Annotated in this window: 23 protein-coding genes; 9 read left to right on the forward strand and 14 right to left on the reverse strand. The window is 35.1% G+C overall.

From position 1 onward, the window contains the following. Positions 1 to 117: 117 nt before the first annotated feature. The 7 genes from mnhG to RLT85_RS11625 are packed head-to-tail and all read right to left on the reverse strand — an operon-like array spanning position 118 to position 5,906. The gene (gene mnhG, locus RLT85_RS11595) at positions 118 to 519 is read right to left on the reverse strand and encodes a monovalent cation/H(+) antiporter subunit G (protein WP_311402217.1); all 402 of its coding nucleotides are present in this window, start codon (positions 517 to 519) and stop codon (positions 118 to 120) included. Next, positions 516 to 821, reverse strand: coding sequence for a cation:proton antiporter (locus tag RLT85_RS11600; RefSeq protein ID WP_311402218.1), 306 nt, complete (start codon positions 819 to 821; stop codon positions 516 to 518). Before RLT85_RS11600 ends, mnhG begins: the two co-directional genes overlap by 4 nt. Continuing rightward, complete coding sequence (locus tag RLT85_RS11605; RefSeq protein ID WP_311402219.1) at positions 818 to 1,294, reverse strand: Na+/H+ antiporter subunit E; 477 nt, start codon at positions 1,292 to 1,294, stop codon at positions 818 to 820. The genes RLT85_RS11600 and RLT85_RS11605 overlap by 4 nt, the downstream gene beginning before the upstream one ends. Positions 1,295 to 1,297: 3 nt before the next feature. After that, positions 1,298 to 2,809, reverse strand: coding sequence for a proton-conducting transporter transmembrane domain-containing protein (locus RLT85_RS11610; protein ID WP_311402220.1), 1,512 nt, complete (start codon positions 2,807 to 2,809; stop codon positions 1,298 to 1,300). Further along, positions 2,806 to 3,159 carry a Na+/H+ antiporter subunit C gene (locus RLT85_RS11615; protein ID WP_311402221.1) on the reverse strand — a complete coding sequence of 118 codons (354 nt, stop codon included), beginning with the start codon at positions 3,157 to 3,159 and terminating at the stop codon, positions 2,806 to 2,808. The genes RLT85_RS11610 and RLT85_RS11615 overlap by 4 nt, the downstream gene beginning before the upstream one ends. Before the next feature lies 1 nt (position 3,160). Continuing rightward, positions 3,161 to 3,574: a Na+/H+ antiporter subunit B gene (locus RLT85_RS11620; RefSeq protein WP_311402222.1), complete on the reverse strand. Its 414-nt coding sequence runs from the start codon at positions 3,572 to 3,574 to the stop codon at positions 3,161 to 3,163. Between the two features lie 19 nt (positions 3,575 to 3,593). Further along, positions 3,594 to 5,906, reverse strand: coding sequence for a putative monovalent cation/H+ antiporter subunit A (locus tag RLT85_RS11625; protein ID WP_311402223.1), 2,313 nt, complete (start codon positions 5,904 to 5,906; stop codon positions 3,594 to 3,596). 177 nt (positions 5,907 to 6,083) lie between these two features. Here RLT85_RS11625 and RLT85_RS11630 point away from each other — a divergent pair, with 177 nt between their 5' ends. From RLT85_RS11630 to RLT85_RS11645, 4 genes are all read left to right on the forward strand, one after another. Further along, on the forward strand, positions 6,084 to 6,593 hold the full coding sequence (locus tag RLT85_RS11630) for a DUF2975 domain-containing protein (RefSeq protein WP_311402224.1): 510 nt from the start codon (positions 6,084 to 6,086) through the stop codon (positions 6,591 to 6,593). Further along, a complete protein-coding gene (locus RLT85_RS11635) occupies positions 6,590 to 7,102 on the forward strand; it encodes a DUF2975 domain-containing protein (protein ID WP_311402225.1) in 513 nt (170 codons plus the stop codon). Before RLT85_RS11630 ends, RLT85_RS11635 begins: the two co-directional genes overlap by 4 nt. A gap of 3 nt (positions 7,103 to 7,105) precedes the next feature. Continuing rightward, positions 7,106 to 7,309 carry a helix-turn-helix domain-containing protein gene (locus RLT85_RS11640; RefSeq protein ID WP_311402226.1) on the forward strand — a complete coding sequence of 68 codons (204 nt, stop codon included), beginning with the start codon at positions 7,106 to 7,108 and terminating at the stop codon, positions 7,307 to 7,309. An 89-nt stretch (positions 7,310 to 7,398) separates the two neighbouring features. Further along, positions 7,399 to 8,259, forward strand: coding sequence for a hypothetical protein (locus RLT85_RS11645; protein ID WP_311402227.1), 861 nt, complete (start codon positions 7,399 to 7,401; stop codon positions 8,257 to 8,259). Positions 8,260 to 8,343: 84 nt separating this feature from the next. Here the strand turns inward: RLT85_RS11645 and RLT85_RS11650 are convergent, their stop codons facing one another. The 5 genes from RLT85_RS11650 to RLT85_RS11670 all read right to left on the reverse strand — a co-directional run bounded on the left by RLT85_RS11650 (position 8,344) and on the right by RLT85_RS11670 (position 14,530). Continuing rightward, positions 8,344 to 8,622, reverse strand: a complete 279-nt coding sequence (locus RLT85_RS11650; protein WP_311402228.1) for a hypothetical protein — start codon at positions 8,620 to 8,622, stop codon at positions 8,344 to 8,346. 77 nt (positions 8,623 to 8,699) lie between these two features. Further along, positions 8,700 to 10,211, reverse strand: coding sequence for a F0F1 ATP synthase subunit beta (atpD, locus tag RLT85_RS11655; protein ID WP_311402229.1), 1,512 nt, complete (start codon positions 10,209 to 10,211; stop codon positions 8,700 to 8,702). A 113-nt stretch (positions 10,212 to 10,324) separates the two neighbouring features. After that, positions 10,325 to 12,172, reverse strand: coding sequence for a glutamine--fructose-6-phosphate transaminase (isomerizing) (glmS, locus tag RLT85_RS11660; RefSeq protein WP_311402230.1), 1,848 nt, complete (start codon positions 12,170 to 12,172; stop codon positions 10,325 to 10,327). Between the two features lie 2 nt (positions 12,173 to 12,174). Further along, positions 12,175 to 13,704 carry a BamH family beta-barrel-assembly machinery protein gene (gene bamH / locus RLT85_RS11665; protein WP_311402231.1) on the reverse strand — a complete coding sequence of 510 codons (1,530 nt, stop codon included), beginning with the start codon at positions 13,702 to 13,704 and terminating at the stop codon, positions 12,175 to 12,177. Between the two features lie 4 nt (positions 13,705 to 13,708). Beyond that, positions 13,709 to 14,530 carry a glycogen/starch synthase gene (locus tag RLT85_RS11670; RefSeq protein ID WP_311402232.1) on the reverse strand — a complete coding sequence of 274 codons (822 nt, stop codon included), beginning with the start codon at positions 14,528 to 14,530 and terminating at the stop codon, positions 13,709 to 13,711. Between the two features lie 111 nt (positions 14,531 to 14,641). Here RLT85_RS11670 and panC point away from each other — a divergent pair, with 111 nt between their 5' ends. The 5 genes from panC to radA are packed head-to-tail and all read left to right on the forward strand — an operon-like array spanning position 14,642 to position 19,421. Beyond that, a complete protein-coding gene (gene panC, locus RLT85_RS11675) occupies positions 14,642 to 15,487 on the forward strand; it encodes a pantoate--beta-alanine ligase (protein WP_311402233.1) in 846 nt (281 codons plus the stop codon). An 18-nt stretch (positions 15,488 to 15,505) separates the two neighbouring features. Further along, positions 15,506 to 15,856, forward strand: coding sequence for an aspartate 1-decarboxylase (gene panD / locus RLT85_RS11680; RefSeq protein WP_311402234.1), 351 nt, complete (start codon positions 15,506 to 15,508; stop codon positions 15,854 to 15,856). A 58-nt stretch (positions 15,857 to 15,914) separates the two neighbouring features. Further along, positions 15,915 to 16,832, forward strand: coding sequence for a lysylphosphatidylglycerol synthase transmembrane domain-containing protein (locus tag RLT85_RS11685; protein WP_375712352.1), 918 nt, complete (start codon positions 15,915 to 15,917; stop codon positions 16,830 to 16,832). 38 nt (positions 16,833 to 16,870) lie between these two features. Continuing rightward, positions 16,871 to 18,022, forward strand: a complete 1,152-nt coding sequence (locus RLT85_RS11690) for an alpha/beta hydrolase (RefSeq protein ID WP_311402236.1) — start codon at positions 16,871 to 16,873, stop codon at positions 18,020 to 18,022. A gap of 31 nt (positions 18,023 to 18,053) precedes the next feature. Beyond that, positions 18,054 to 19,421, forward strand: coding sequence for a DNA repair protein RadA (gene radA / locus RLT85_RS11695; RefSeq protein ID WP_311402237.1), 1,368 nt, complete (start codon positions 18,054 to 18,056; stop codon positions 19,419 to 19,421). 163 nt (positions 19,422 to 19,584) lie between these two features. Here the strand turns inward: radA and RLT85_RS11700 are convergent, their stop codons facing one another. Continuing rightward, entirely contained in the window at positions 19,585 to 20,964 is a 1,380-nt protein-coding gene (locus RLT85_RS11700; protein ID WP_311402238.1) for an OmpA family protein, read from the reverse strand. Between the two features lie 120 nt (positions 20,965 to 21,084). Continuing rightward, complete coding sequence (kbl, locus tag RLT85_RS11705; protein WP_311402239.1) at positions 21,085 to 22,281, reverse strand: glycine C-acetyltransferase; 1,197 nt, start codon at positions 22,279 to 22,281, stop codon at positions 21,085 to 21,087. Between the last annotated feature and the right edge of the window lie 13 nt (positions 22,282 to 22,294).

The raw sequence follows: 22,294 nt of genomic DNA on the forward strand, positions 1-22,294 counted from the left end.
AAAAAACTTCAAACCAACTATATTTTGTAAATCAATAAATAAAATAGAATACTTTACGGAATTTCTTCCGCTTTAAGCGAAATTAAAGAGAAATTGAAAAAGGTTTAGTAAGACAAATTACCCTTTCTCTTTCTCCTCTTCTGTTTCTTCCTCATCCTTTAAATCATCTCCACTATCTAATTTATGTGAGAATTTTTTATATTTCCCTTCCAACTCATCCATCACCGATTTATCCCACATTTTTACTCCCAAAAAGTAGGAAGCTCGCCCTATTAAATGAGCGCCAACGGGAGCTGTTAAAATAATAAATAGTATAATTGCGAGCACCCGTGAAGTAACTGAAAGTTCATCAAAATAAATGGCGGCGCTCACTAAAATTAATCCTACACCTAGAGTAACGGCCTTTGTAGTAACCGAGATTCTCAAGTAAGTATCTGGCATACGTAGAAAACCTACGGCCGCTAGTAGTATAAAAATAGCGCCTAAAGTGGATAATATGATTATTAAAGCATCTGTCATTCGTTTCGTTTTCTCTTTTTTTCGTCCATCTCCAGCTTATTTCTTTTCTCTAAATAATACGAAAAGGCTACAGTACTTAAAAAGGCAATTAGTCCTAAAATAAGTGCAATATCTAAGAATGTAGATTGATCATACACAATGCTATAAATGGCAATAATCGTAATCCCAATGGTGATTAACAAGTCTAAAGCTACCACCCTATCTGCTATTTTGGGGCCCATCACAAAACGGATAAACACCAATAAAACCGATACGGCTAAAATGGGTAATATGATATAATATAAGTATTCTTCTACGGTCATCTTAAAATTTCAAGTAAGCGTTTTTCAAAGCCTTGTTTAATGTCTTGTATAAATTCTTCCTTATCTGTAACATACATAGCATGTACATACAAAACCTTGCGGTCGTCTGAAACATCTAAACTAAGCGTTCCTGGCGTTAGTGTAATCAAGTTGGCTAAAAGTGTGATTTCTAAATTGGTTTCGGCATCTAGAGGAACTCTTACAATCCCAGGATTCATATAAAATTTAGGCGTCACCACATCGTAAGCTACTTGCAAATTCGCTTTCAGCAATTCATACAAAAAGAACAAAATAAAAGAAATAAGCTTTGGTACAATTTTAAAGTACTTGGCATTTCCTCTACCCTGGGTAATTACATAAAGTATAATAAAACTCAATATAAAACCAAAGGCATAATTGGAAAACTCAAAGCTTCCAGTGATGGCTACCCAGATAAATGTTAACAATATGTTTGATAGAAACCTATTCTTCATGATTTAGCTTTTGGGCATTACTGCATCTATATATTGTTGTTTATTCATTAATTCGCCTGCGATTCTAGTAGAAAGTTGTTGAACACTTTCTGCGCCAAAACCAATATACAAGGAAACTCCCGTTAAAAAAACAATAGGAAGAAGCATTTGAAGCTTCCGCGTGGTGGTCATTTTACTAAAATATAAAAAATGATCTCTTTTAGGTAAATCGGCGGGATTTTTCCAAAATACTTCCGACCATAATTTTGCCATTACAATTAGGGTAAGCACGCTAGCAAAAATTACCGCTCCTAATACCATATAATTTTCCGTATTAAAACTGGCGATAATCAGAGATATTTTTGGCCAAAATCCAGATAATGGCGGAATTCCAATTAAAGAAAAGAAAGGAATAGTCATCAATAAACTCAGCTTAGGGTATTCTTTATACAAACCTCCCAACGATTTTATATTGTTACTTCCTTTAATTCTATAAATAAGACCGCTAATCATAAACAAATTGGTTTTTACCACAATGTCATGAATTAAATAGAATATCGCTCCGGCGATTGCCAACTCTGTAAACATACCCAAACCTGCAATCATAAATCCAATATGACAAATGATAAGGTATGAAAACACTTTTCGCATATTCTTTTGCACCAAGGCTCCAATCGCACCGCTAAACAAGGTAAGAATCGCTATAACCATTAATACCTCATCTATAAAAACATCATCGACAAAAAGAAGGGTAAATACCCTAATTAAGGCATAAACACCTACTTTAGTTAGTAATCCACCAAAAATCGCGGCCACTGCAGATGGTGGCGTATGGTACGATGCTGGCAACCAGAAATACAAGGGGAAGACGGCAGATTTAATCCCGAAGCCTACCAAGAATAGGATGGCTGCGACTTCTACCAAACCTCTATTTTCAATTTGTGGAATAAGTATGGCCAAATCTGCCATATTTAAAGATCCTGCCAAACCATACAACACGGCAATCGCCGTAAGAAAGATAATAGACGCGAGAAAATTGAGCGTAAAATATTTCACCGCTCCTTCAATTTGCGCTTTTTCACCACCCAGCGTAATCAGCACAAAAGAGCTAATGATAATAATTTCGAACCAAACATATAAGTTAAAAATGTCTCCTGTTAAGAAGGCACCTATTAAACCTAAAAGTAGAAAGTGGAATATTGCAAAGTAACCAAACTTTAATCTGGCAGGAATTATGGATGCTGAAGAGAAACTAGATACTGCTAATCCTGCAATAGAAGTTAACAAAACTAGAGTAGCAGAAAGAGTATCGGCTACAAAAGTAATTCCGAATGGCGCTTCCCAGCCTCCAGCTTGTATAGTTTGCGTTCCAGACACTAAAACTTTATAAAAAAGTATCCCAGAAAGAACGAGACCTATCACACTTCCTAAGATACTCATCACGCGCTGCACGTTAATGTGTCGCCAAGCAAACATCAATACAATACTCATTAGTAATTGCCACAATAGCGGATATAGTAATAATTGCTGCATCATATTTCTTCGTCTAGAGTGTTCATTTCATCCAAATCGTCTGTTTTAACCACTTTATAGGCTCGTTTTACCAGAATAATAGCAAAAGATTGCAGTCCAAAACTAATTACAATAGCCGTAAGGATTAAAGCCTGCGGAAGTGGATCTGCATAAATACTAGTAAATACATCTGAAGATTCTTCAATAATAGGAGGATTTCCTTTGGTAATTCTTCCTAAGAGAAAGATAAGAAGGTTGGCTCCATTGCTAATCATTATTAATCCTATAATAAGCTTTACCAAGCTACGTCTAAGCATCATATACAGTCCTGCTGCATAAAGAATTCCCGTCATAATTGCTAATAAAAACTCCATATTAAGCTGATTCTGAAATAGTAAAAATGATGGTTAATGTAACCCCTAAAACAACGATATAAACGCCCACATCAAAAAATAAAGCAGTTCCTATAGAACCAATTACCGGAATGGGGTCTTGCATCCAAAGTCCTGTCATAAACGCTTGATCTAACACAATCACGGGCAATAAACCACTTAAAAAAGCAAGAGATAATCCTGCAGGCATTAAGAATCCTGGATGAAATTTTAAAAGTTTTTTGGTGTCTTTTAATCCGTTGGCAAACGCGTGAAGTACAAACGCAATAGACGCAATTAAACCTCCCACAAATCCGCCGCCAGGCAAATAATGACCTCTTAACAATATAAATATAGAGAACAGCAGCAATATAGGTAGCAGATAGTTAGAAGCCGTTCTTAATATGATTGTTTTCATTTATTCTCTTTTCAAAAAATTACTTTTGTTTTCTTTCTGATGATTTTAATCTCAATTTTAAAAGTCCGAATACTCCAATGGCAGCTATGGCCAATACCGATATTTCTACCATCGTATCTGTTCCTCTAAAATCTACTAAAATCACGTTCACTACATTCTTTCCGTGCGCAAGAATATATGCATTTTCTGCATAATAGTTGCTTATTTCTTCATTTACTGGTTGTGCTAAAACTTCTAAAGCGAGAATGCTAATTAATCCGCCAAAGGCGATAGAAAGTACCGCATCTTTTACCCTCGTTTTATAGTCAGATAGTTTTAAATATTTAGGCAATTTATACAGTACCAATACAAATAAAATTACCGTTAAGGTGTCTATGGTAAATTGTGTCATCGCCAAATCTGGAGCCGAGTAGAATACAAAGAACAAACAAATAGAGTACCCCATCACTCCCGTAGCGGCAACCGCAGCCAATCTAGATTTTGTAAATACGGCAAAACCTATAGACATAATCATAATGCATAAAGTGACTACCTCGTATATAGTTAAGCGGGAAAATGACGAATAATCTATGCGATAGGTGGTGTTTTCTAATAAGGTGAGCGAAACTAAACCTACTAAAAATAAGATGATCACCGAGATGTAATTACGCAAATATCCATTCTGAAAAATATTCGTCCATACATCTGATGCTTTTTCAAAAAAAACAGCAAGGCTTTCTAAGATATGTTTTGGAGACAGCTTCTCGAATCTTTCAATAAAATCTTCTTTGCTTTTGGTTGGTTTCCAGAAGAAATAAGCAAGCAATCCAAGACTAATTGTTAAGACACTTAAACCTAATATTGGAGTGAAACCATGCCATATTTTTAAATGCACTTCGGAAGGATTTTGTCCTACGGAAGTCAAAATAGGTTTGATTAAACTTTCTTGAACTAAACTAGGAAACATCCCAAACACAAAACCTAGCACTCCTAAAATGATGGGGGGCAACCAGATTAATAAAGGTGGATAATCTACATGTTCCATCCCAGTAGGTAGTTTCCCCACAAATGGTTTTATACCTGTCACATATCCCGCATACGCAATCAAAACATTGGTTGCCACTGCTAGACCCGTTAAGAAAATCGCCGAGTGGTTAAAATTTAAAGTACTTTCATAAATAAGGTCTTTTCCTAAGAAACCGACACTTGGAGGAATTCCTGCATTAGAAATAGCGGCTAAAATACCAGCAATAGCAATAGGCAGCATCACTTTTCTAAGTCCCGAAAGTACAGTCACATCTCTGGTTTTTGTTCCTTGGTCTATCGCTCCTGTCATAAGAAACAAGGTCGCTTTATATAAGGCGTGTACGAGAATAAACATTCCTGCGGCTAGCAAGGATTCGTGAGTTCCTAAACCTATTAAAAAGGTTAATATTCCTAAGGCTGCAATGGTAGAATAGGCTAAAATTCCTTTTAAATCGGTTCTAAAAAGAGTATGAAATGCCGCATAAAACATAGTCACCGCACCCACAATTAGCAACGTGGTATTCCAAAATTCTTGTCCGCCTAAAACTGGAGTTAATCTAAAAAGTAAGTAAATTCCTGCTTTTACCATAGTTGCGGAGTGCAAGTAGGTAGAAACTGGCGTGGGCGCTTTCATCGCTCCTGGCAGCCAAAAATGGAAAGGAAACTGCGCAGATTTGGTAAAGGCTGCTCCAAAAATGAGGGCTACTGCCAATACATAATGAGCGTTCTGGGCTATAATTTCGCTTAGCGGAATCATTTCTGAAATTTGATAGGTACCGGCAATGCTTCCAAGAATTAAAGCTCCTGCCAAGAAAAGCAAACCACCTATTCCCGTTACAGCTAGCGCCGTTTGCGCAGAACGTCTCGAATCTGGGTTGGTGTTATTAAATCCGATAAGGAAAAAAGAACTAATACTCGTTAGCTCCCAAAATATAAATAAGCTGATGATATTGTCTGAAAGTACCAAACCAAGCATCGCCGCCATAAAAACCAGTAAATAGGCATAAAAGCGGTCTAAATAGACATGGCCTTTTAAGTAAGAAGAAGTGTAAGCAAAAACCAAGGTTCCTATCCCAGTAATCATTAAACTAAAGAGCATCGCCAATCCATCTAAACGAAAATCTAGGTTAACGCCAAAAGAGGGAATCCACTGCTGACTTTCGGTCACAATCTGATTGCTCGCAATACTGGGTATGTATTGCAAAAAGTAAATAAAAAGTCCTAAAGGAATTAATGAAATAAGTATAGAAAGCTTGCCTTTAAAAAATTTTCCTGCGAAAGCGAGAAAGAGTGCAAAGACAAATCCTATTAAAATTGCTATTAGCATAGGTTTTTAAAAAATACTGAAGCGCAAATATAAAAAGGAAAAGTGTAGAATGCTTACAAAAGCATTGGTTTATCTAAAGGTTTAACACGCTGGTAACATAGAGAAGTTGACAGAAATTAGGTTTTATTATCGTTTATCAATAATTTATGTATATTTGTTATTGTAAAACGATAATTTATGAGAAAATTAATTTTACTTAAATCCTTAGTAGACTTTATTTGGATTGTAACTGGAGTTCCAGCCATTCTATTGGGAATAGCTTTAATTCCTTGTCTTTTTATCTATACCTCTATTTTTGAAACTTTTTCTATTCTTCCAGAAGAAACATTGGTTACGAATAATTTTTTGGTTCAGTTTATGGTATTGATTTTAATTCTTTCGTTCCTATCTAGTATGTATAGTTTTTATTTATTTAGAAAAATAATACGTTATTTTCAGAAAGCGCAGCCATTTGATCTATTCGTTATAAACAGTTTTAATAAAATAGGATGGATTTTATCTATAGCGGGTCTTGTGAGCTCCATAACGCTAATTCTTCTTAGGCTTATGCTAGAATCTAGAATTACCATTCGTTTGGGCGCGACACCTTATTTAATCATGATATGCTTAGGTTTATTTTTCATGGTGTTAAGCGAAACCTTTCGTGTTGCTAAAAATCAAAAAGAAGAAAATGAGTTAACGATATGAGAACCAATCTTATTTTAAAAACAATTATCGATATCCTATTCTTTATTTTAAGTTTAGGAGCACTTGGAGCCGTTATAATTAGTCTGATGAGTCTTTTTACATTAGATCTAGACCTATTATCCTATACTTCTTACCCGCTACCCATCAATCACGAATGGATTATCCCTATTAGCATTCTAAATATACTCATTCCTATTTTTTTCTTTTTAGGAATTGGCTACTTACGAGAAGTCGCTAAATGTTTTCTGAAGAAGAAATGGTATCATGAAAAAATCGTTAAGTATTTTAGACTATCAGGTAGGTATTTAAGCATAACCGCTATTATAGGTTTTGTCTCCTATTTCCTTTACACATTTACTACTGAGAATCGGTGCAGTTTACCCGCTTCTTCTTTAAAAAATCCTCATTTGATATTGTTTATACTTATTACCGGCCTTTGCTTTATTATGATTAGCCGAATATTAAAAGAAACTATTGAAGCCAAACAAGAAAACGAGTTAACCATCTAAGTTATGCCAATAGAAATTTTCTTAGATGAAGTGCTCGAAAAACGAGGAATTAAATCGGTAGAGTTGGCTGAAAAGATTGGCATTACCACTGCTAATTTATCGATTCTCAAAACCGGGAAAGCAAAAGCGATTCGATTTTCTACTCTGGAAGCGATTTGTAAAGCTTTGGAATGTGAACCCGGAGATATTATTAAGTTGAGTAAATAAAAAATAAATTTGTATCTTTAAGTAACTCAAACTAAACGATGATGAAAACTACTAAACTTTTTATTTTCTTGTGCATAAGCTTGGTTTTAATGATATCCTGTAGCCAAGATGACACTTCACAAACAATTCTTGAAAATGAGAATACAGAAGTAGAAGATGAGAATGGAGAAGATGAAGGTGATAATGAAGAGACTCCTACTGAATCCAATTCTTTAAAATCATTTACAGTTGATAAAAACGGAGATTTATATTCTTTTTATTTTCATTATGACAACAATAAAATTGATAAGCTAGCTTATGTAAATAAGCTAGATGAGATTACCTATTATTCTTTTGAGTACAATGAAACCGAGAGAATTCAGGAAACGATTAAATATATAGCAAATCCTAGCAACACTAGCGTTGACTTTTCCAATTCAAACAATTTTAGCAATGCTGAAAGTTCGCTAACTCATAGCTATCACACTAATAATAAACTCCAGGAAATCGCCGGCTTTGGCTATGCTTATACTAATGGTTTAGTAGATCAGATTATGTCTACAACTATGTTCCCAACCACCAATATATCTTATGATGCCAATAATAAAATAGAGAAAACGGAAACCTATCTAAACAATCATGATCCGGGTTCTCCAAGATATTTTGAGTTTGACAATAAAATTAACCCCTTTTATAAATTATTTGATGAGTTTGGATTTGTTGTGGACAAAAATTTAAGCATTCCAAATAACGGCTCTATAGCTTCAGAAATAAATAGGGTTTTAAATGATCTATACTGTATTAGTCCCTACAATATTGATCAAAAAAGAGATGAGAATAACTACCCTTCTTACAACGTAGAATATACGTATAACAATGATGACTATCCTTTAGAAGGTGTTTTTACTTACGAAGATCAGAATCAACAAGAAGTTATAAAATACACTATTTTTTACGATTACTTTTTATAGGTACTTTTTATAGGACCAAATAAATAAAACAAAAAAAGCGCCTCTAGAAGAAGCGCTTTTTATCTTATATAGTTTAAACAGGTCTTAATCTGCTAAAACAATAGCTTTGTTATTTTTAAATTCTAAAACACCACCTTTAATGTGATATTCTAATCTCCCATCTTCCCCCGTTGTAAAGTCATCTTTTACTTCTTCCGCCAAGCTTACATTTCCACCAATTTTCACTTCTCCTTTAACAAGTACAGAAACGATGGCTTCGTGATCGCTTAGCATTTGAAATTCTCCTTCTACACCAGGAACTGCTACAGATTCTACTTCTGCGCTAAGCAAGATTTTCTCTGGGGTTATAATTTCTAAATGCATATGGATATAGTATTGAAATGTGAGGTATAAGATATGAGGTTCTCTAACACCTCTAATCTAATCTCTCAAATCTATTTTTAGGATTCAGCTAACATTTTTTCTCCAGCTTCAATTGCTTCTTCAATAGTTCCTTTCAGGTTAAAAGCAGCTTCTGGATATTTATCTAATTCCCCATCCATGATCATATTAAACCCTTTGATGGTTTCTTTAATATCTACCAAAACTCCTTTAAGTCCTGTAAATTGTTCTGCTACGTGGAAAGGCTGAGACAAGAAACGTTGTACACGTCTTGCACGAGATACAGCCAGTTTATCTTCTTCAGATAATTCTTCCATACCAAGAATTGCAATAATATCTTGTAATTCTTTATAGCGCTGTAGTAACTCTTTTACGCGTTGTGCGCAGTCATAATGCTCGTCACCTAATGCAGCAGCGCTAAGCATTCTAGAGGTAGATTCTAAAGGATCTACTGCTGGATAAATACCAAGTTCTGCAATTTTACGAGAAAGTACTGTGGTTGCATCTAAGTGAGCAAAAGTAGTTGCTGGTGCTGGATCTGTTAAATCATCTGCAGGTACATAAACTGCCTGTACAGAAGTAATGGATCCTCGTTTTGTTGAAGTAATACGTTCTTGCATCGCACCCATTTCTGTTGCTAATGTAGGCTGGTAACCTACCGCAGATGGCATACGTCCTAAAAGTGCTGATACTTCTGAACCTGCTTGCGTAAAACGGAAAATATTATCTACGAAGAAAAGTACATCTTTTCCTTGTCCTTCTCCTGCCCCATCACGAAAATACTCTGCAATGGTTAATCCTGAAAGTGCCACACGAGCACGTGCTCCTGGTGGTTCGTTCATTTGTCCAAAAACGAAGGTTGCTTTAGAATCTTTCATCGCAGACTTATCTACTTTTTGAAGATCCCATCCGCCACTTTCCATAGAGTGCATAAAATCATCTCCATAGTTTATAATACCAGATTCTAGCATTTCTCTCAAAAGGTCATTTCCTTCACGTGTTCTCTCTCCTACTCCTGCGAATACAGAAAGACCACCGTGACCTTTTGCAATATTGTTAATCAATTCTTGAATAAGTACTGTTTTACCTACTCCTGCACCACCAAACAATCCAATCTTACCTCCTTTTGCATACGGCTCAATTAAATCAATTACTTTGATACCCGTAAATAAAACTTCTTGAGATACTGATAAATCTTCAAATTTTGGTGCTTCGCGGTGAATAGACATACCATCTTCACCTGTTTTTGGCAGGTTTCCAAGACCATCAATCGCATCTCCTGTTACGTTAAAAAGACGTCCGTAAACATCATCTCCAATGGGCATTTGAATTGGATTTCCCGTAGCAAGAACTTCTGTCCCACGGCTAAGACCGTCGGCAGAATCCATGGCTATGGTTCTCACTGTGCTTTCTCCAATATGGGATTGAACCTCGAGAATCAATTTAGAGCCATCTTTATTAATAATTTCTAACGAATCGTAAATTTTTGGTAACTCAGCGTTTTCTGTGCTAAACACAACGTCGACAACAGGACCAATAATTTGTGCAACTTTACCTGTAACTTTAGACATTATCTAATGGTTTTATTATAATATTAAATAAAGGAAAAAATGCTCTCTTTTTCCGGCTGCAAAGATAGATTATTTTTATGAAATAAAACACCCCTAATTTTGAAAAATATTTATTACTCTACCGTAACTGACTTTGCAAGGTTTCTTGGCTGATCTACATTTTTACCAAGCATCACTGCAATGTGATACGAAAGTAGCTGAAGCGGAATAGTAGTTAGTAAAGGTGTAAATGCTTCTACAGTATCTGGCACTTCAATCACATAATCTGACATAGATCGTACATCTGTATCTCCTTCGGTAACAATTCCTATAATTCTCGCTTCTCTAGATTTAATTTCCTGAATATTGCTCACTACCTTTTCATAATGTCCTTTTTTGGTCGCAATGACAACCACAGGCATATTTTCATCGATTAAAGCAATAGGTCCGTGTTTCATCTCTGCCGCAGGGTAGCCTTCTGCATGAATATAGGAAATCTCTTTTAATTTTAAAGCTCCTTCTAAGGCCACAGGAAAATTAAAACCTCTTCCTAGGTACAAGAAGTTAGCAGCGTTCATATACTTTTTCGCCACCTCTTTAATATGTTCGTTAGCTTCTAAGGCTTTTTTTATTTTTCCTGGAATTAAATCCAATTCTTGCAAATGATAATGAAAATCTGTATTACTCATATTTCCTTTTGCTTTTGCCAACTTAAGCGCCATTAAACTTAACACAGTAATTTGCGTAGTAAAGGCTTTGGTAGAAGCTACCCCAATTTCTGGTCCTGCATGCGTATATGCTCCTGCATGAGTTTCTCTAGAAATAGAAGACCCTACTACATTGCAAACTCCAAAAACAAAAGCTCCTTTTGATTTTGCTAATTTAATAGCTGCCATCGTATCTGCAGTTTCACCAGATTGTGAAATTGCAATAACCACATCGTTTTCGTCTATAATTGGGTTTCTATATCTAAACTCTGAAGCGTATTCCACCTCAACAGGTACTCTAGCAAAATCTTCAAAAATATATTCTGCTACCAAACCTGCATGCCAAGAGGTACCACAAGCCACGATTAAGATACGCTTTGCATTCACGAACCTTTCTATGTTATCGTCCATTCCTGCCATTCTAACCATACCCTTATCTACTAGCATTCTTCCCCTGTAGGTATCTACAATAGCACTAGGTTGCTCGTAAATTTCTTTCAGCATAAAATGCTCATAACCTCCTTTTTCAATCTGCTCTAAATTCATTTGCAGTTCTTGAACGTAAGGCACTATAATACTATCATCTTGAATTTTACGCACTTTCACTTCTCTTCCTAAACGAACAATCGCCATCTCTCCATCTTCCAAGTAAATTGCACTTTTGGTAAATTCAATAAAAGGCGAAGCATCAGAAGCGATAAAAAATTCGTCTTCACCAACTCCTATGGCTAGCGGACTTCCCAAACGAGCTACAATAATTTCATCTGGCTTATTTCTATCAAATACCGCAATAGCGTATGCGCCTATAGTTTGATTTAAAGCAATTTGCACCGCTTTTCCCAGTTTTACATTTTCTTTTTTCTTTACATCTTCAATAAGATTTACCAACACTTCCGTATCTGTATCCGATTCAAAAGTATAGTCTCTAGAAGTTAACTCCTGTTTTAAGGAAGCATAATTCTCAATAATTCCATTATGGATGATTACTAAATCTCCCGAGTTAGAATAATGTGGATGTGAATTTACATCATTTGGCACCCCGTGAGTGGCCCATCTGGTATGCCCAATTCCTATGTTTCCTTCAGTAATATTTTCTGCTTCCATCTTATTTTTAAGATCAAGCACTTTTCCTTTTGTCTTACAAACATTTAAGTTTTCGCCGTCATAAAGTGCAATACCTGCACTGTCATAACCTCTATATTCCAAACGCTGTAAACCTTTTAATACAATAGGGTAAGCGTCTCTACTCCCTATATAACCTACAATTCCACACATAATTAATTCGGTTCAGTATAATATATATTCAATTTCAACCTATTTGCTTCTGGTGCATCTGGACCATACAAAACAGTACTTTGAGGGGTCAACAATATAGGAGAAGGAATCACCTCTATTTGAGAGCCTTCCTCAATATTTTCTTCTCCTTCTACCTCTGCCTTTAAAGGATTAAATATGTTTACATTATTACTAACGGTTAACCCAAGGCGAGTATTTGTAGAGTCTTTATTAATAATGTCACTTACATAAGAAGTAAGTTTTAATTTGTAAAATCTTTTACCGTTATTATCTTTATCTAATCTCCCTAAGTGAATCAATCTAGATTTAAGCGGATTGTTATCATTGGCACTTATATCAAATGTATAATCTTGTAAAACTTTATTGTTTTTTATATCATAGACAAACAATCGCTGCGGCTGATTATGATCTTCACTGATTTGATTTTCGTCTACATAAAAGGTAAGATTGGCTTCATTAATTAACCATTCTGAAGCTCTTAAGGTCTCCAACTCTGCAGGATCTGTAAACAAATCTATGGTTGCCATAGAACCCTGCCCTCCTTTTAAATAAATCTCATTTCCTGTCGGAATAGTTTGATCCTCTGTATTAAATACATTTACAATATTAGACCCAAAATATAATTCATACTCTTTTTGCTGCAACTCCTCATCTGAAGGATCTTGCACATCAGAAGTGTTAAAGTATAAGCTAATTTTTGCTTCTTCAGATCTTAAATTTAACAAAGACAAAGCGGTGATAGGAGTTTCTAAAGTATTAACTGGCTTTATGTACAGGCCTCTAAAAAAGTTTTGAAAATTAGAGTTACTCAATAACTCTGGCTGTCCTTCTTTATCAAAGATCAATTCCTTAAAATATTGAAGAGGCAATTTGATTCTTGTTCTTGGACTTGCTACGATGGTATCAAACTCTCCTCTAGAATTCACTTTTCTAAACCGAACTTCTGCAGCAGAGGGTTGAAAATTTACAATCGTATCAAATGGCTGAGCATCTAAATAGCTTTCAAAAAGATCTCTTTGATTAGAATAGTAAGCCTGAGGTGCGTAATCATTTTCTGGATCTTCACTTCTTAAAAAGTAATTGGATCTATAAAGCTCTAGGTTAATGGGAACATTTCCGTAGATAGAATCCAGTTTATATTGAGTTCCTGTCTCATCTTGAGATATAGGTTTGCTGTAATACGGAATGGATAAAACTACACTATCCAATTCTGGATAAGCTCCAAACCCAGGATCTGGATTTTGAAGTCTCAGCTGCGTTAAAATACTAGCAGAGTAATTTCCATAAACTTGATCTGTATAAAAACCTAAAGAATAGCTATTCAGGGAATTAGATTGCATTTTAACCAAAGGTTTTGTTGCAACTTCTAGTTGGGAAGCATCATACAATAGTGCATTAAAATTGTTGTTATTGACTAAGTCACTTCCTGCTTCTGCAAAATCATCTTCACAAGAGATAGTAATTAGAACCACTCCTAAGAGAAGTAAAGTTAACCGACCTATTTTTTTCATATATTTATTCTTTTTCTTCAAGTAAGACTTTTGTAAAATAAAAATCTTGGTATGCTTGAGCAAATTCTTCTTTAGACTTGTATTCTAACGTTGGTAAATCTTTTTCTTCTAAATATCTTTCTAAATCCTCTGGCAACTCTTCACTTCCTTTAATCAAAGCGTCTGAATTATCAATAGCTGTTTTCATAATATTTTCATACGTCGGCTTTTCTAAATGAGCCACCACATCATCTTCCAAACCATCAAATAACACTTTCTTTTGCATCTCTTCATCTAACATTCCCTCGAAGCCTTTATTGTATACAGAGGTAATAATTTTTGAATTTGAAAAGAGCGGTTCGTGACCGTAGTAGTTTCGCAAATAAAGCGGAAGTAGCGAGGCTAACCAACCGTGAACGTGAATAATATCTGGAGACCAGTTCAATTTTTTAACAGTTTCAATAACTCCTTTTGCAAAGAAAATAGCTCTTTCGTCATTATCTTCAAAAAGATTACCATCCTCATCTGTAAAGGTTGCTTTTCTCTTAAAATAATCTTCATTATCAATAAAATAAACTTGCATACGTTCTTTGGGAACCGATGCCACTTTTATAATGAGAGGCATGTCTAAATCATTAATTACCAAATTCATTCCAGAGAGACGAATAACTTCGTGCAATTGATGTCTTCTTTCATTAATATTACCAAACCTTGGCATAAAAATACGAATTTGCCCTCCTTGATTGTTAATCATTCTTGGGGCTTCGAATGACATGGACGATATTTCGGTTTCTGGTAAATAAGGAATTACCTCGGAAGACACGTACAAAATGCGCTTATCTTTCATAAATGATATACTATTGCTGTTACTATTGAATATAAAAAGCAGGCAAAATTACGAAATTTTATGCAGTTTACCAGTAATATATTAATTTTGCGCAACCTAAACTTCAAAAACGTGCTAGTATTTAAAGAAAAAAGCGCACTTAGAGATTATCTATCTGCTCAAAAAAAAGCGAATAAAACAATAGGTTTTGTTCCCACGATGGGTGCGCTTCATGACGGTCACCTCTCGTTAATTGAATTTGCAAAAAACGCCTGTGATATCGTCGTTGTTAGCATATTTGTAAATCCTACACAATTTAACAACCAAGAGGATCTAGAAAAATATCCTAGAACTTTAGACAACGACATCCAATTAATTGAGAAAAAAACTGCTAAGAATAGTATTGTTTTCGCTCCTTCTGCGCAAGAAGTTTATGGCGAAAATGTATCTTCTTCTCATTTCAATTTTGGACCAGTGGCAAGCTTTATGGAAGGAAAATACCGAAATGGTCATTTTGACGGAGTAGGAACTATAGTCAAAAAATTATTCGAGATGGTAGAGCCAGACAAGGCATTCTTCGGCGAAAAAGATTTTCAACAGTTATTAATTATAAAAAAATTGGTAGAACTCACCAACCTCCCAGTAGAAGTGATTGGTTGTGAAATAAACCGAGAAAAATGTGGGTTAGCAAGAAGCTCTAGAAATGCTTTACTATCTAAAGAGGATCGATTGGAATCTGCTTTTATCTATGAAATTTTACAACAAGCCAAAGCAGACTTTGGCACAAAATCTGTTATTGAAATAGAGGAAGATATAAAAACAGCATTTCAACAGCATCCCGTATTAAAATTGGAATATTTTGAAATAGCTAATGCTAAAACCTTAGCGCCTTTTTCTAGTCAAAAAGAAAAATATCGCGCTTTTATTGCCGCTTATGTCAAAAATGTAAGGTTAATTGATAACATTGCACTAAACTAAAAGATTAAAAAAGAAAAAATGCAAATTCATATTGTAAAATCTAAAATTCATCGCGTAAAGGTTACGGGAGCCGATTTAAATTATATTGGCAGCATCACTATTGATGAAGATCTTATGGACGCTGCCAATATTGTGGAAGGCGAGAAAGTTCAAATTGTAAATAATAATAACGGCGAAAGATTAGAAACTTATGCCATTCCTGGTCCTAGAAACTCTGGTGAGATTTGCCTAAATGGAGCTGCCGCTAGAAAGGTAGCAAAAGGCGACATTCTTATTTTAATTACCTACGCTATTGTTGATTTTGAGGAAGCAAAGAACTTTAAACCCTCTATTGTATTTCCTAACGAACAGAACAATCTCTTGAACTAAAAATCTTCTGTTGAACAAAAAAAAATTAATAAAGAGTCTAAAAATAATACTCCCACTTTTGTTGGGAGTTTTTTTAATTTGTATTTCTATCTATCGCTCCACAGAGGCAGAAAGAAATCAACTGTATGAGAACATCGTTCAAGCAGATCTTCTTTTTGTATTCTTATCTCTTTTCTGCGGTTTTTTATCCCATCTTTCTCGAGCGTACCGGTGGAAATTTTTACTCGCTCCTTTAGGATATAAAATAAAGCTTCACAATAGTTTCATGGCAGTGATGTCTGGATATCTAGCCAATTTGGGAATTCCAAGGTCTGGGGAAGTTTTAAGGGGTGCGAGTATTGCAAATTATGAACAGGTACCTTTTGAGAAAGCCTTTGGAACTATTATTTCTGAAAGAGTGGCAGATTTAGTTATGCTGTTGCTTATTTTGAGTATCGCTTTTTTCTCTCAAACAGAATATATCATCATGGTCATGGACACCTATCAAATCAATCCGTTTTTCGGGATTTTAATTTTGGTTATCCTGTTCCTTTTAGGAATTTTATTTTTGAAAATTATTAAAAAATCGACCATCCCAATAATTGTGAAAATAAGAAATCTAGGAAAAGGTATCTTAGAAGGAATGAAAAGCATTCTAACTATGAAGAATAAATTTGCTTTTCTATTCCACACTTTTTTTATTTGGGGAATGTATCTTCTCATGTTTTACCTTATCAAATTTGCAGTCCCGGGAGCTTCAGTAATTGACATGGGGCAAATTTTAGTTGCTTTTGTGGTAGGATCTTTTGCCATCTCTGTGACTAATGGTGGGATTGGCGTCTACCCTATTGCTATAGGAGCTGTTCTTGTTCTTTACGGAATAAATCAACAAACTGGAGAAGCTTTTGGTTGGGTTATATGGGGCTCTCAAACACTCTTAAACCTAATTATTGGCGGTTTATCTATTATTTTGATGCCGTTAATCAACAAAAAGTAATTTTTCCTATCTTATGAATTAATTTTAGAGACCAACTTATGAAAACATCTTACTTACTATTATGCTTTACTTTACTCTTCTCTCACATAGGTTTTAGTCAAGTAGAATACAAAGTTTTAGAATCAAAAAAACTACAAGCAGAACGAGAGATTAAAATACAACTTCCACGAAATTACAAATCGAATACAGACAAAACCTACCCGCTAATTTTGGTGCTAGACGGGGATTACCTATTTGAGCCTATTGCTGGGAATGTAGATTACTACAGCTACTGGGAAGATATGCCAGAAGCTTTAGTTGTTGGTATTAATCAGTCCGAAAGTAGAAAGGAAGACACTAGATTAGATATACAAGATCAGCTTCCTTTAGACAAAGGAGCAGATTTTTTTGAATTTTTAGGTGGCGAACTTCTCCCTTTATTAGAGGAAAATTACCGTCTATCTAATTTTAGAATTATTGCCGGGCATGACAAAACTGCCAATTTTATGAACTATTATCTGCTCAAAGAAAATCCTATTTTTCATGGATACATTAATTTGAGTGCAGATTATAACGATAGGATTGCAAACAACCTTCCAGAAATCATTTCTTCCTCTAATAATAAAATCTGGTATTATATAGCGACGGGATCTGATGATGCAGGCAAATTAGAAGAAGTAAATTCTCAAATGATTGTTGAACTAGAAAAAATTGATAATGAAAAATTCTTTTTCTATAGTAATAATTTTGAAGATGCAACTCATTATTCCTTGGTGGCAAGAGCAATTCCCGATGCTATAGAAGGTATATTCTCCTCTTATCGACCCATTAATACCAAAGATTATGAAGATGAGGTATTGACAACAAAGGGTTCTTTTTATGACTATTTAATAGATAGATATGACTTTATTGAAGAATTATACAACCTAGACATCAAATTTCGTATAAATGATATCATGGCCATTTCTGCGGCTATTGAAGAAAAAGAGAAATTTGATCAATATAAAGATTTGGGAAAACTCGCTCAAAAGGAGTATCCAGATAGTATGATAGGAAGTTATTTCTTAGGTCGTTATTATGAAGAAAATGGAAGGCCTAAAAGAGCCAAAAAAGAATATTTAGTAGCGTTTTCCTTGAATGAAACCTCGTACCTAACCAAAGATATGATGTTAGAAAAAATTAATCAGCTTAAAGAAAATTTTGGATTATAAACTTTACATATTTTAGCATAAAATTCTTCTTATGGCTAAAACTAAAACCACCTTCTTTTGTCAAAATTGTGGAACCCCACATTCTAAATGGCAGGGGCAATGTTCTTCTTGCAAACAATGGAATACTTTGGTTGAAGAGGTTGTTCAAAAACAAGACAAAAAAGATTGGAAAAGCTCTTCCCCTGGTTCTGGTAAACCAAGAATCGCTAGCCCCGCTCTTCTCAAAGATATTCAGTACGAGAAAGAAAGAAGACTTTCTACAAATAATGCTGAGTTAGATCGTGTGCTAGGTGGTGGGCTTATTCCTGGTTCGTTAACGCTTCTAGGGGGAGAGCCCGGAATTGGAAAGAGTACGTTATTGCTTCAGGTTTCTCTAAATTTAAATTACAGAACTCTATATGTTTCTGGAGAAGAAAGTCAACAGCAAATAAAAATGCGTGCAGAACGCGTTAACCCTAATCCATCAGATTGCTACATTCTTACAGAAACAAAGACCCAGCATATTTTTCAGCAAATTGAAAAATTAGAGCCAGAAATAGTTATTATAGATTCCATTCAAACGCTACACAGTGACTTTATAGAAAGCTCTCCTGGTAGTGTTTCCCAAATTAGAGAATGTACCTCAGAGCTTATTAAATTTGCTAAAGAAACGCATACTCCGGTATTACTTATTGGTCATATTACCAAAGAAGGCAGCATTGCCGGACCGAAAATTTTGGAGCATATGGTAGATACCGTTTTACAGTTTGAAGGGGATCGCAATCACGTATATAGAATTTTGAGAGCGCACAAAAATAGATTTGGTTCTACCAATGAATTGGGTATTTATGAAATGTTAGGAGAGGGTTTGAGAGAAGTTAGCAATCCCTCGGAAATACTATTGAGTAAAGGCAACCAAGAGCTAAGCGGTACCGCAATTGCAGCTACTTTGGAAGGCTTAAGACCTTTGATGATTGAGATACAAGCCCTTGTAAGTACTGCTGTATATGGTACTCCTCAACGTTCTACTACGGGGTATAATGCTAAACGTTTAAATATGATTTTGGCTGTATTAGAAAAAAGAGCTGGATTTAGATTGGGAGCTAAGGATGTCTTTTTAAACATTACTGGAGGAATTTCTGTAGATGACCCAGCTATTGACTTGGCTGTTGTTGCGGCAATTCTATCTTCTAATGAGGATATTTCTATAGCAAAAAATATATGTTTTGCAGCAGAAATTGGTTTGGCTGGAGAAGTAAGACCTGTACCAAAAATAGAACAACGTATTTTAGAAGCCGAAAAATTAGGTTTTGAGACGATTGTGGTTTCTTCACAAAATAAACTCAATACAGGTAAATATGCCATTAAAGTACATTTAGCTTCTCGAGTAGAAGAAGTAGTAGAGTTTCTCTTTGGCTAATCTGTAACCTGCTAGAAATTTAATTAAATCTTACATTGAATTAACACACTTTACCTTTCGAGAATTCTTTTAGCAACTACATGCATTTGGTTTAACTCAAACTGACAACTAAAAAAAAACCGCCTCAACTGAGGCGGTTTTTATTTGGATTGAAGAGAAAGAATTACTCCTTGTCTCTGTTCTTTTCTAAAGAAACTTCTACACGTCTGTTTTGCTGTCTTCCAGCTGCAGTCTTGTTAGTTGCGATAGGTTGAGTTTCACCGTAACCTTCAGAAGTAATTCTTCTAGAAGAAATATTAGCTTCATCTACTAAATAATCTTTAACTGAGTTTGCTCTCTTTTTAGATAATTCTAAGTTATAAGAATCTCTTCCTTGACTATCTGTATGTCCTTCAATATGGAATACAGTATTAGGATACTCATTCATAATTTCAGAAATAGACTCTAAAGCATCGTAAGATTCTTTACGAATACTTGATTTGTTAAGATCAAATAAAATTGTTTTAGAGTATTCATTTAGTTCGTTAATTACTTCAACAGTAACCTCAGGACAACCATTGTTTGCTTTTGTTCCAGCCACATCTGGACATTGATCATCTTTATCTAATACACCGTCGCCATCACGATCTTCGAATGGACAACCATTGTTAGATGCAGGACCAGCTTCTTCAGGACAATCATCTTCACTATCTTTTATTCCATCACCATCAGCATCAGGACATCCATTTAAAGATTTTAATCCAGCTTCAGTAGGACATTCATCTTGAGGGTCTGGGATTCCATCACCATCAGTATCAGGACATCCGTTAAATTCTGCTAAACCAGCAATATTTGGACAGTCATCTTCACTATCTTGGATTCCATCACCGTCAGAATCTGGACAACCGTTAAATTCAACTAAACCTGGAGTTTCTGGACACTCATCATCTTTATCAAATACTCCATCACCGTCTGTATCTTTTCCTCCAAAAGCTAATTTAAAACCAGCAGAATGCTGGAAGTGATCTAAACCTGCATCACCTAAACCGTCTTTATACGTAGACTGGATGTTAAAAGCAATATTATCTGTTAACCAAAGGTCAAAACCTAAAGTACCATTAACAGAACCTTGCCCGTCATCGTCAATCCAAGTATAACCTCCACCAATACCTAAGTAAGGATCAAACCATCCTTCTTGATTGATAAGGCTTCTAAAACTATATCTAATAGCTCCATCTGCTCCATAATAAGACAAATCATTTCTTCTTTCGTCTCCAAATTTATCAATTTGGTTTACAGAACCTGCAAGTTGAACAGAAAATCCTGCACCTACATATCTACCAACGGTAAGTCTTGAAACTGAAGGTAAAATATTGTAATGATCTCCTAAGTTGAAGTATTCATCAAACATACCACCTTGAGGTGCATCTTCACCTACAGGATAGAAATCTACGGCGTTGACACCAATACCAACTGCCCAAGGATTGTTCTCATCTTGTGCCTGTACAGTCGTAAGACCTAAGAAGAACAATGAAACTAATAAAAATCTGCTAAGATGTTTCATATTTTAAAATTTAATTTTTAAGTGTTAATTATTAACAAAAGTAAACGCTTGTTAAGTATTAAAAAAAGAAATAATAATAAAATTTTCTTAACACTTTTGGCAAGTGTCCTATATAGCTGCTTATATGACGTTTAATTTCTTTCCAACTTTCTTAAATGCATCTACTGCTTTAACTAAGTTTTCTCTACTATGAGCGGCAGATAGTTGAACTCTTATTCTCGCCTTACCCTTTGGTACCACTGGGAAGAAGAATCCTATTACATATATACCTTCTTCTAAGAGCATATCTGCCATTTGTTGTGAAAGCTTGGCATCATAAAGCATTACTGGCACGATAGCAGAGTCTCCATCTATGATATCAAAACCTGCATCTTTCATTTCTTTTTTAAAGAATTTGGTGTTTTCTTCCAATTGATCTCTTAATGCTGTATTATCAGAAAGCATTTCAAAGACTTTAATGGAAGCCCCTACAATAGCTGGTGCTAGAGAATTAGAAAACAAGTACGGTCTAGAGCGCTGTCTTAGCATATCTATAATCTCCTTTTTCCCTGTGGTATATCCTCCCATGGCGCCGCCCATCGCTTTTCCTAAAGTTCCAGTAATAATATCAATACGACCCATTACATTTTTCTCCTCTAAGGTTCCTCTTCCAGTTTTTCCTATAAAACCAGTTGCGTGACATTCGTCAATCATCACCAAAGCATCATATTTATCTGCCAAGTCACAAATTTTATCTAATGGTGCTACTATGCCATCCATAGAGAAAACCCCATCGGTTACAATAATTTTAAAACGTGCTCCGTTTTCATTGGCTGCTTTTAATTGCTCCTCTAAATCTTCCATATTGCTATTTTCATAGCGGTAACGCGCAGCTTTACAAAGTCTAACGCCGTCAATTATAGAAGCATGGTTTAAAGAATCTGATATAATTGCATCCTCCTTAGTAAGAATAGGCTCAAAAACACCTCCATTGGCATCAAAGGCCGCAGCGTATAATATGGTATCTTCGGTTTCATAAAAATCTGCAATATCTTTTTCTAATTGCTTGTGAATGTCTTGAGTACCACAAATAAAACGAACACTACTCATTCCAAACCCATGAGAATCCAAGGTATCTTTCGCCGCCTGAATCACTTCTGGGTGAGAGGAAAGTCCCAAATAATTATTGGCACAAAAGTTAATCACCTCTTCGCCTGTATCAATTTTTATGACAGCATCTTGCGGTGTCGTAATAACTCTTTCTTTTTTGTAGAGACCATTTTCTTTGATCTCATTCAGTTCATTTTGTAGGTAATCCTTAATTTCTTTACTATACATGGTTTGATAATTT

The sequence above is a fragment of the Mesonia ostreae genome (assembly GCF_031845265.1).
Lineage (GTDB): Bacteria > Bacteroidota > Bacteroidia > Flavobacteriales > Flavobacteriaceae > Mesonia > Mesonia ostreae.

Excerpts from the sequence above, each read along its gene's own strand:
- RLT85_RS11630 (WP_311402224.1), top strand. The coding sequence starts at position 6,084 with ATGAGAAAATTAATTTTACTTAAATCCTTAGTAGACTTTATTTGGATT.
- RLT85_RS11645 (WP_311402227.1), top strand. The coding sequence starts at position 7,399 with ATGATATCCTGTAGCCAAGATGACACTTCACAAACAATTCTTGAAAAT.
- RLT85_RS11700 (WP_311402238.1), bottom strand. The coding sequence starts at position 20,964 with ATGAAACATCTTAGCAGATTTTTATTAGTTTCATTGTTCTTCTTAGGT.
- RLT85_RS11620 (WP_311402222.1), bottom strand. The coding sequence starts at position 3,574 with ATGAAAACAATCATATTAAGAACGGCTTCTAACTATCTGCTACCTATA.
- RLT85_RS11670 (WP_311402232.1), bottom strand. The coding sequence starts at position 14,530 with ATGAAAGATAAGCGCATTTTGTACGTGTCTTCCGAGGTAATTCCTTAT.
- RLT85_RS11640 (WP_311402226.1), top strand. The coding sequence starts at position 7,106 with ATGCCAATAGAAATTTTCTTAGATGAAGTGCTCGAAAAACGAGGAATT.
- mnhG (WP_311402217.1), bottom strand. The coding sequence starts at position 519 with ATGACAGATGCTTTAATAATCATATTATCCACTTTAGGCGCTATTTTT.
- radA (WP_311402237.1), top strand. The coding sequence starts at position 18,054 with ATGGCTAAAACTAAAACCACCTTCTTTTGTCAAAATTGTGGAACCCCA.
- RLT85_RS11610 (WP_311402220.1), bottom strand. The coding sequence starts at position 2,809 with ATGATGCAGCAATTATTACTATATCCGCTATTGTGGCAATTACTAATG.
- bamH (WP_311402231.1), bottom strand. The coding sequence starts at position 13,704 with ATGAAAAAAATAGGTCGGTTAACTTTACTTCTCTTAGGAGTGGTTCTA.
- atpD (WP_311402229.1), bottom strand. The coding sequence starts at position 10,211 with ATGTCTAAAGTTACAGGTAAAGTTGCACAAATTATTGGTCCTGTTGTC.
- RLT85_RS11650 (WP_311402228.1), bottom strand. The coding sequence starts at position 8,622 with ATGCATTTAGAAATTATAACCCCAGAGAAAATCTTGCTTAGCGCAGAA.
- RLT85_RS11625 (WP_311402223.1), bottom strand. The coding sequence starts at position 5,906 with ATGCTAATAGCAATTTTAATAGGATTTGTCTTTGCACTCTTTCTCGCT.
- RLT85_RS11635 (WP_311402225.1), top strand. The coding sequence starts at position 6,590 with ATGAGAACCAATCTTATTTTAAAAACAATTATCGATATCCTATTCTTT.
- RLT85_RS11605 (WP_311402219.1), bottom strand. The coding sequence starts at position 1,294 with ATGAAGAATAGGTTTCTATCAAACATATTGTTAACATTTATCTGGGTA.
- RLT85_RS11615 (WP_311402221.1), bottom strand. The coding sequence starts at position 3,159 with ATGGAGTTTTTATTAGCAATTATGACGGGAATTCTTTATGCAGCAGGA.
- kbl (WP_311402239.1), bottom strand. The coding sequence starts at position 22,281 with ATGTATAGTAAAGAAATTAAGGATTACCTACAAAATGAACTGAATGAG.
- RLT85_RS11600 (WP_311402218.1), bottom strand. The coding sequence starts at position 821 with ATGACCGTAGAAGAATACTTATATTATATCATATTACCCATTTTAGCC.
- panD (WP_311402234.1), top strand. The coding sequence starts at position 15,506 with ATGCAAATTCATATTGTAAAATCTAAAATTCATCGCGTAAAGGTTACG.
- RLT85_RS11690 (WP_311402236.1), top strand. The coding sequence starts at position 16,871 with ATGAAAACATCTTACTTACTATTATGCTTTACTTTACTCTTCTCTCAC.
- glmS (WP_311402230.1), bottom strand. The coding sequence starts at position 12,172 with ATGTGTGGAATTGTAGGTTATATAGGGAGTAGAGACGCTTACCCTATT.